Here is a 7,983-nt window from a genome sequence, read left to right on the forward strand (position 1 = left end):
TATTAAATCGCCCTTTTGTTATGGTGCTGCCAAAGCGTCCATTTACAAATATGGGGCGATTTTTTTAAGCCGCCTGCTTATGCGGATAGCAGTGCATGTAAGCGGCATCATCCGCCGGAAATGGCTTTGGGCGGTTTGACAAGCGCTTTGATGTTCCGTAACATGAACAATTGTGATAAAAATCAGGAGGTGTACTATATGAAGAAAGTAACAAATGTATTCTGGATTGCATTGGGCCTTGTCATTTTGGCTGTAGCCTACGGCGCGATTGCTCCAGGAAGTTTTGCAGAAGTTACCGGGAATATAGAAGGATTCCTGACAACTTCGTTCGGCTGGTATTATTTATTGATCGTTTCGCTTATGGTCTTGTTCTGCCTGTTCTTCTTGATCAGTCCAATGGGGCAGATCCGTTTGGGGAAAGACACGGACAAACCGGAGTTTTCGTTCGGCTCATGGATTGCGATGCTGTTTTCAGCAGGTATGGGGATCGGACTCGTTTTCTGGGGAGCGGCTGAACCGCTGTCCCATTTTGCAATTGACCCAGCCACCGCTGAACCAGGGTCGGCAGAAGCGTTCAAAGAATCAATGCGTTTCACCTTTTTCCACTGGGGTATCCATGCTTGGGCAATTTACGCGGTTGTCGCGTTGTCGCTAGCGTATTTCCAGTTCCGAAAAGGCGAACCGGGATTAATCTCCGCCACATTGAAACCGATTTTCGGCAATAAGATGAACGGACCGCTTGGTGTAGCAGTCGATGTTATTGCGGTATTCGCAACAGCGGTCGGCGTAGCGACTACGCTTGGCTTCGGGACTGTGCAGATCAATGAAGGCTTATCTTTCTTGATCCCAAGTGTTCCAAGTGACAACTTTACTGTTCAGCTGATCATCATTGCTGTTATTACCGTATTGTTCATGATTTCGGCATGGAGCGGTTTGAGCAAAGGAATCAAGTATTTGTCAAACGCCAATATGGTACTGGCGATTGCGCTGCTTGCTTTGGTTCTCATTCTCGGACCAACTTTACTGATTTTAAATACGTTTACGGATTCCTTGGGGGCATATTTCCAAAATCTAATGGGCATGAGTTTCCGCGCAGCACCGATTGATGGAGAGAACCGGGCATGGATTGATGGCTGGACCATCTTCTACTGGGCTTGGTGGATTTCATGGTCACCATTCGTCGGGATTTTCATCGCCCGCATTTCAAGAGGGCGCACAATCCGCCAATTCCTTGTTGGTGTATTATTGATCCCTACGGTAATCAGTTTTATCTGGTTCGCGGCTTTCGGTTCGACTGCGATGGACGTGCAAAATAGCGGTGTCGATCTGACGGGTCTGCTGACGTCGGAAGTGCTCTTCGGGGTCTTCAATGAACTGCCGATGGGCATTATCTTGTCGATCATTGCTGTTATGCTGATTACAACATTCTTCATCACATCTGCAGACTCGGCGACATTCGTCTTGGGCATGCAGTCAACGAACGGCTCGTTGAATCCGGCCAATTCGATTAAATTGACTTGGGGAATCGCCCAGTCGCTGATCGCAGTGATCCTTCTTTCTGCAGGCGGTTTGGATGCCTTGCAGACTGCGTTGATTATCGCCGCATTCCCATTCTCGTTCATTATGCTGATGATGATGGCATCATTCTACAAAGCTGTTACATTGGATTACAAAGCAACAAAACGAAAACGCTAAAATGAAAACCGCCGCTTCGGCGGTTTTTTGCTTTTTAAGCGTGTATAATAGAGAAAGTGTTTTTAACGAATGGAGGAAATTTTGTGAATGAAAAACCGCATGTTTTATTAGTCGACGGCATGGCGCTGCTGTTCCGCTCCTTTTTTGCAACATCGGCAGTCGGGCAGTATTTCCGGACTTCAGATGGCCTTGCAACGAATGCAGTACAAGGCTTTGCCCGCCACGTGCTGGCCGCTAAAACGATGATGAAGCCGACCCATATGGCCGTATGCTGGGACATGGGCGCGCATACATTCCGCACAGATATGTTCGAGGGCTATAAATCGAACCGCCCGGCGCCGCCGGACGATATGCTGCACCAATTCGATTTGGCGAAGAAAGTCTCCGAGCAGCTCGGCTGGATGAATTACGGCGAGAAGGGAATCGAAGCGGATGATTTTATCGGCTCGTTCACGAAGCAATGGGAAGGGCAGGCCCGCTTCACTGTCATCACGGGGGACAAGGACATGCTGCAATTGCTGAATCCGTCTGTCGAGATCGCGTTCATGAAAAAAGGGTTCCATGTGTATGATGTCTACACGGAAAGCCGTTTCCAAGAAGAATATGGCATCGAGCCAGGCCAATTCGCTGACGTCAAAGCGTTTATGGGAGACGCCAGCGACGGCTATCCGGGCGTAAAAGGAATCGGTCCAAAAACGGCGCTGCAGCTGATTCAGAAATACGAATCGGTGAGCGGTGTGCTGGACGCCATTGATGAATTAAAACCGGCCCAAAAGAAAAAGATAGAAGAGCATAAGGATATGCTGCTTCTATCTAAAGAATTGGCGGTCATCAAATGCGATATCCCGCTTGATGTGTCGCTGGATGAAATTACCGTACCGAATTACACGAACGACCACGTTGAGCTCTTTGACGGTCAGGAACTGAAATTGCTGGCTCGGCAATTGGAGAAAAGCCTGCTGCCGGTTAATCCGTTTGAGTAGGAACGATCTTGACGAACGTCAAAAACTTTTTATTTTTTTCATAAGAAACTGCCTGCATTCTGCTGGGGCGGTTTCTTTTGCCGTTGTCGTGGAAATAGAGGATCAAATCATCTTCCCGCTCCTCGAAGCCGATTAGCGGAACCCAATGATAATTGAAAAGCGGTTTTGAAAACCAATTGAACGAAAACCAGCGGTCAAACTTCATCGCAAGCGGCCGACCAGCTGCCAATTCTTTTTTCGCTTCATCGACCGAACGGATTTTTTCAATGCGGTAACGGCCGGCGGTCAATTTCTTGAACTTTCGGACGAGGCGCCAAGTGAACAATCCGATGCGCGTCGTGCCGAGCGCGCCGTAAAGCTCCCCGGCGTCCCACTCTTTTTTCTCATGGTGGCGGAGTATGGCTGCGGCCGTGACAGGTCCGCAGGCGGAGCCTTGCCATTTCGCATCAATTTCCGGGTCATATTGCGACATGCCGTTAAAAGGGATGAGGATTTTCATCAGCGCAGCCTCCAGCCGGTAATAATAGATGCTCTCTTTATAAGGAAGAGAGGCTTCGTTCCGTTTCAGTCAGCAAGTTTTTCAAAGCGGCACGGAATGTCGTATACACTTCAAGTTCTACTTGAATGCCCGCGTGGACAATTTCCCGTACAAAACGCGGATTGAAGCCAACGTAAATCGGGCGCAGGCCCATCAATTTCAATGCACTGTTCAGTTGCGACAATTCAGTTGCCAGTTCGTTGTAATCGAACGTCTCCACGTCTTCCATGCGGACGCCGGTGAAGTCAAAAATCACACGCTCGGTCTCGCGGTGTTTCTCGGCATATTCCAACACTTTCGAGCGGATCGTTTCAAAGCGGTCCCTGAAAATGAATCCGGCGATCGGCACCAATATCGTATTCGGCACGATCGAAGGGATGATCGGCGCAGACATATTGTGGATGACTTTCTCGTAATGCGCGACCAATTCTTTTAATTCTTGAATTTCTTTAGCTTGTTCCATGGGACACCTCAATTATTATGATTACTTCTATTATATCCTAAATACAGCCAACTGCTACAGTATACGAAAAACCTAGGTAATTGTCATATTCCTCGACAGCTCTTTTCATTTCTCTCCACCGCACTTTCGTGTCTTAAACTAACGAAGCGATGTAGAGACAGGCGGACGAGTAAGAGGGAATGGCCTAAAGGACTTCACTCGTTTTGCGTTTGGTCCAGGTCTGTTGGTTGTTTCATGTGCTTAAATGTTACAACATGAGTTATTCTGCAGAAACCGGTATGCCGAGGTAAATGATGAAAATAATCTAAACTCCGCTTTTTACAGACACCTAATTTTCTTTCTAGATTTTATGGGATTTAGAAAAGCAAATAACGGTATTAATAATTTGTAGTTTTTTAAATATTCTTTAAATTTTATTGATTTCCTTTGTAAGCGCTTTTATAATAAATATAACATCAAATGTGCGAAGGTGGAACATATGTAAAAGATGAAAGGAGTTTTATATGATTGGTTAAGATTTTTTTGTTCTCGCCAATTCATTGAGGAGAAAAAGACACTTTTGCAGATGCCTTTTTTATAAGATGCAAGGGGGATTGGTCAATGAAAATAGATGAAGAATTGGTTGCAATTGATTTGGAGGTAAATTCAAAAGAAGAAGTGCTAAGCATATTGGGGAATCAGCTACAAGAGAAAGGATTTGTGAAAGAGGGATTTATCGAAAGTGTTCTTAAAAGAGAACAATCTTATCCAACTGGATTACCTACTGAACCTTTCGGAGTGGCTATACCTCATACGGATGGAGACATGGTCCACGTTTCGAAAATCGCATTTGCGTCGCTTAAAAATCCTGTAAAATTCTTTGCGATGGGGAGCAGTGATGTAACTATAGAAGTAAAGGTAGTATTTATGCTCGCTTTAAAAAACCCGGCAGATCAGCTGGAAATGCTTCAGAAATTAGTTGGGTTATTTCAAGAGCCTGAAATGGTAGCAAAGTTAGCCAGAACCAAAGATATAAATGACTTGAATAAATTATTCAAGGCTGAAGAATGACAGATGTAAAAATATTAATGAGGAAATTTTATAGAGGAAATAAGAATGGGAGAGGATAAGATGGGAGTTCTTCAATGGTTTGTCGATCTGGGTGCTAGTGTCTTGCTGCCAATATTAATTTTTATTTTTGCATTAATTTTAGGAACTAAGCCCGGAAAAGCACTTCGTGCAGCAATCACCGTCGGCATCGGTTTTGTTGCAATCAATTTGGTGATCGGCTTGCTAGTGAGTAGTTTAGGGCCAGCGGCTCAAGCCATGGTCGACAATTTTGGGTTCGAGCTGAATACCATTGATGTAGGATGGCCAGCGGCAGCTGCAATTTCATACGGAACGTCTCTAGGGAGTTTAGCCATCCCGCTCGGAGTAGGAGTAAACATTCTTTTATTGACTTTCGGTTTAACAAAAACGTTAAATGTGGATATTTGGAATTTCTGGCATGTTGCCTTTACAGGTTCCTTGGTCTATGCACTGACACAAGATTTCTGGCTAGGAATATTGACCATTATCGTCCACATAATGCTTCTTTATTTGATGGCGGATGTCCTTGCAAAATATGTGGAAAATTTTTATGGTTTCCAGAACATCACTTTCCCGCATGGGACATCAACACCTTCCGCATTCGTTGCAATGCCGATGAACTGGGTTTTTGACCGGATCCCTGGTTTCAATAAGTTGGAAGCCGATCCTGAGTCTATCCAGAAAAGGCTCGGAATTTTGGGTGATTCCACTATCATTGGGGTATTAATCGGTATTTTGATCGGTATTTTGGCCGGCTATGACATACCAGGTATTTTGCAGTTAGCTATCCAAACAGGAGCCGTAATGGTGCTCCTTCCTAGAATGGTCGCTCTTTTAATGGAAGGATTAATACCGATATCAGAAGCGGCAGGCGCATTTGTCAAAAAGCGTTTTCCCGGAAGAGATTTGTATATTGGCATGGATAGTGCCATCGCTATCGGACACCCAGCGGTTTTATCTTCGGCATTGCTGCTTATACCAATTACAATTTTCTTAGCTGTTTTGCTTCCAGGGAATTCGGTTCTTCCATTCGCAGACTTGGCATCTATACCATTCTTGATTTGCTTGATGGTGCCTGTATTCAGAGGTAATATCGTCCGTACCGTAATTGGCGGATCCATTTATATCGGAGTAGGTTTATATATAGCAACTTGGGTTGCTCCATTATTTACAGGTGCCGCTATTGCTTCAAATTTCGATATGGGTACCAACACAAGTATTTCATCACTGATTGATGGAGCGGTATGGACCACATTCATATTTGTCGGGATTACTAAAATATTGAGCTGGTATGGAATGATTATCTTAGGCCTGCTAGTACTTTTTGGTTTGGTTTATCAGAACAAAATTAAACCAAAGCGGCAGGAGTCGAAAGAAAAAAGAAAAGGCGTAACAGTAAAAAAGAAAGATTAGAAGGGGAGAATGCATAAAATGAAAAAATTATTGATTATGTGTGGTACTGGCATAGCAACATCAACCGTAGTTAAAGGGAAAGTGGAAGAATGGTTGAAGGAAAACAATCTAAACCAGGAAGTTAAGATCTATCAATCAAAAGTAAGTGATGAGATAAATAGAATTGATGAGTATGATGTGGTTTTATCAACTACATTGGTACCGGACAAAATTAAAGATAAAGTGATTAATGGTGTGCCCCTATTGACTGGTATAGGTATTGAAAGTATGTATGAGAAGGTACTTGCTGAGATAAAGCGATAAACGAATATCTAACCTCAAAAATATTAATAAAACGCTGAAGACAGACGTTTTCTTATCATTAGTTAAATATCTTTCTTAATTAACAGACTGAGAAAGTCGATTAAGTAAAATTCTCAAACTGACTTCTACCTGTTTAGATACTTGCTTTCTGCGGAATCAGACTTCGCTGTTTCACTCATTGCGTACTCTTCGGAGTCTATGAATCGGGTCGTTGGTTCCATAGGAGCCAAGTGTCAGAACTTCTATTAGCCCAAAAAAGGGGAGGGAAGAAGAAGTTATCCACACCATATTATAATGAATTTTTCGCAGCCTCTTATTCCTCCTATCCTTGTATTGGATTTTACCCAATTGAGGGGGGACGAATATCAATGCCGGTTTAGAAGTTGATTTGCTTAACATTTCCGAAACGCTGGATAGCTCGTAATTAACCGCTGAATTGAACGGTGGTCATGTCGGCGGTTCCAGGAAAAGACTTAAGCACCTGAAACTCTACTTTTTCTTTCGAGAGAGCAACCAGTAGTTGGATGCTCTCTTTTTTCTGCGTGCACACTTCAGGAGACTTGTCGTGAAATTCGATATATATGGACATCGCATATCTTACCACCCAATCTCCGTGTGTTACGGAATTGTGATTGTATAATTCATAGGAATCACAGATATCAGTTTTCTGCCTGTGCATCCCGATAGTTGATACGCTCTCTAGGACCCAATATAACTGAATCTTATTCTGATAAGGTTATGATGTAGGCTGATTTTCAATTTCAGATTCTCAGATGCCTTGTCATAACTAGTGCACTCCTACAAAAAAATAGCCCAAACCATAAACCTGGTTTGGGCTATTACTGGCATTATTTTTCCTGGCTGGACAAGAAGTCTGTCACGGATTCAGGGGATTTGGCGTTTGCGCTGTGAAGGTGAGCTGTTTTTTCGCCGTTTTTGAAAATCAGCAAGCTCGGGATTCCCATGACGTCGTATTTGTCAGCAAGTTCAGGAAGCACGTCGCGGTTAACGTCGAACCATTTATATTGATTGAATTCCTCGATGATCGGGTCGATAAACATATCCATGCGCGTGCAGTCGGGGCACCAGCCAGCTTGGAATTTGACGATGACCGGCTCCGTGCCGCCGATGACTTCGTTGAATTGCTCGTTCGTAGTAATGGGTTTCATAAAATCTCCTCCTAATTAATCTTTAATCAGTGTACCTTGCAGAATGGCTTTCGAAAAGAAATTAATCTCCGTGGCAGGAAATTTTTAACGATTAAATATTGCGAAAATAAGAAATATAATTTAAACTAAGGACATAGAGAACGTTCTATTTTTTTTACTTAAAAAATGAATGAGGATTCATTCAAAAAATACTGGGAGGGTTTTCGAGTGGCATACCAAATTAAAAGAGCAGCCGTCATCGGTTCCGGCGTCATGGGATCGGGCATAGCGGCACACCTTGCAAATATCGGAATTCCGGTTTTATTGCTGGATATTGTTCCGCGTGAATTATCAACAGAAGAACAAGCAAAA

At 43.6% G+C, this 7,983-nt stretch carries 9 protein-coding genes; 6 read left to right on the top strand and 3 right to left on the bottom strand.

Annotated features, from left to right (window positions below; translation table 11 throughout):
• Window positions 1-198: 198 nt before the first annotated feature.
• Both EGV91_RS04735 and EGV91_RS04740 read left to right on the top strand, forming a co-directional pair.
• A complete protein-coding gene (locus EGV91_RS04735) occupies window positions 199-1,695 on the top strand; it encodes a glycine betaine uptake BCCT transporter (RefSeq protein WP_135501172.1) in 1,497 nt (498 codons plus the stop codon).
• Window positions 1,696-1,778: 83 nt separating this feature from the next.
• The gene (locus EGV91_RS04740) at window positions 1,779-2,678 is read left to right on the top strand and encodes a 5'-3' exonuclease (RefSeq protein WP_135501174.1); all 900 of its coding nucleotides are present in this window, start codon (window positions 1,779-1,781) and stop codon (window positions 2,676-2,678) included.
• Here the strand turns inward: EGV91_RS04740 and EGV91_RS04745 are convergent.
• Together EGV91_RS04745 and EGV91_RS04750 are read right to left on the bottom strand one after the other, a co-directional pair.
• Window positions 2,662-3,177, bottom strand: coding sequence for a C39 family peptidase (locus EGV91_RS04745; RefSeq protein WP_135501176.1), 516 nt, complete (start codon window positions 3,175-3,177; stop codon window positions 2,662-2,664). The genes EGV91_RS04740 and EGV91_RS04745 overlap by 17 nt on opposite strands.
• Before the next feature lie 37 nt (window positions 3,178-3,214).
• Window positions 3,215-3,679 (bottom strand): STAS domain-containing protein, encoded by a 465-nt coding sequence (locus EGV91_RS04750; RefSeq protein WP_135501178.1) that lies wholly within the window; start codon window positions 3,677-3,679, stop codon window positions 3,215-3,217.
• A 600-nt stretch (window positions 3,680-4,279) separates the two neighbouring features.
• On the opposite strand from EGV91_RS04750, the gene EGV91_RS04755 reads away from it, so the two are divergent.
• Genes EGV91_RS04755 through EGV91_RS04765 form a run of 3 tightly spaced genes read left to right on the top strand, consistent with a single transcriptional unit; the run spans window position 4,280 to window position 6,463 of the window.
• Entirely contained in the window at window positions 4,280-4,729 is a 450-nt protein-coding gene (locus EGV91_RS04755; RefSeq protein WP_135501180.1) for a PTS sugar transporter subunit IIA, read from the top strand.
• Window positions 4,730-4,789: 60 nt separating this feature from the next.
• The gene (locus tag EGV91_RS04760; protein ID WP_135501198.1) at window positions 4,790-6,160 is read left to right on the top strand and encodes a PTS galactitol transporter subunit IIC; all 1,371 of its coding nucleotides are present in this window, start codon (window positions 4,790-4,792) and stop codon (window positions 6,158-6,160) included.
• Between the two features lie 18 nt (window positions 6,161-6,178).
• Window positions 6,179-6,463, top strand: coding sequence for a PTS sugar transporter subunit IIB (locus EGV91_RS04765; protein ID WP_135501182.1), 285 nt, complete (start codon window positions 6,179-6,181; stop codon window positions 6,461-6,463).
• An 848-nt stretch (window positions 6,464-7,311) separates the two neighbouring features.
• Here EGV91_RS04765 and EGV91_RS04770 read toward each other — a convergent pair.
• Complete coding sequence (locus tag EGV91_RS04770) at window positions 7,312-7,632, bottom strand: thioredoxin family protein (protein WP_135501184.1); 321 nt, start codon at window positions 7,630-7,632, stop codon at window positions 7,312-7,314.
• A 165-nt stretch (window positions 7,633-7,797) separates the two neighbouring features.
• Between EGV91_RS04770 and EGV91_RS04775 the strand changes: the two genes are divergently transcribed.
• A partial coding sequence (locus EGV91_RS04775; RefSeq protein ID WP_421958239.1) for a 3-hydroxyacyl-CoA dehydrogenase NAD-binding domain-containing protein occupies window positions 7,798-7,983 on the top strand: 186 nt, incomplete at its 3' end.

Source organism: Planococcus koreensis (genome assembly GCF_004761975.1).
In the GTDB taxonomy this organism is placed as follows: Bacteria; Bacillota; Bacilli; order Bacillales_A; family Planococcaceae; genus Planococcus; species Planococcus koreensis.

What these genes read in the sequence shown, in the direction of transcription:
- EGV91_RS04735 (WP_135501172.1), top strand. Translation starts at nt 199, where the DNA reads ATGAAGAAAGTAACAAATGTATTCTGGATTGCATTGGGCCTTGTCATT.
- EGV91_RS04745 (WP_135501176.1), bottom strand. Translation starts at nt 3,177, where the DNA reads ATGAAAATCCTCATCCCTTTTAACGGCATGTCGCAATATGACCCGGAA.
- EGV91_RS04750 (WP_135501178.1), bottom strand. Translation starts at nt 3,679, where the DNA reads ATGGAACAAGCTAAAGAAATTCAAGAATTAAAAGAATTGGTCGCGCAT.
- EGV91_RS04755 (WP_135501180.1), top strand. Translation starts at nt 4,280, where the DNA reads ATGAAAATAGATGAAGAATTGGTTGCAATTGATTTGGAGGTAAATTCA.
- EGV91_RS04760 (WP_135501198.1), top strand. Translation starts at nt 4,790, where the DNA reads ATGGGAGTTCTTCAATGGTTTGTCGATCTGGGTGCTAGTGTCTTGCTG.
- EGV91_RS04765 (WP_135501182.1), top strand. Translation starts at nt 6,179, where the DNA reads ATGAAAAAATTATTGATTATGTGTGGTACTGGCATAGCAACATCAACC.
- EGV91_RS04770 (WP_135501184.1), bottom strand. Translation starts at nt 7,632, where the DNA reads ATGAAACCCATTACTACGAACGAGCAATTCAACGAAGTCATCGGCGGC.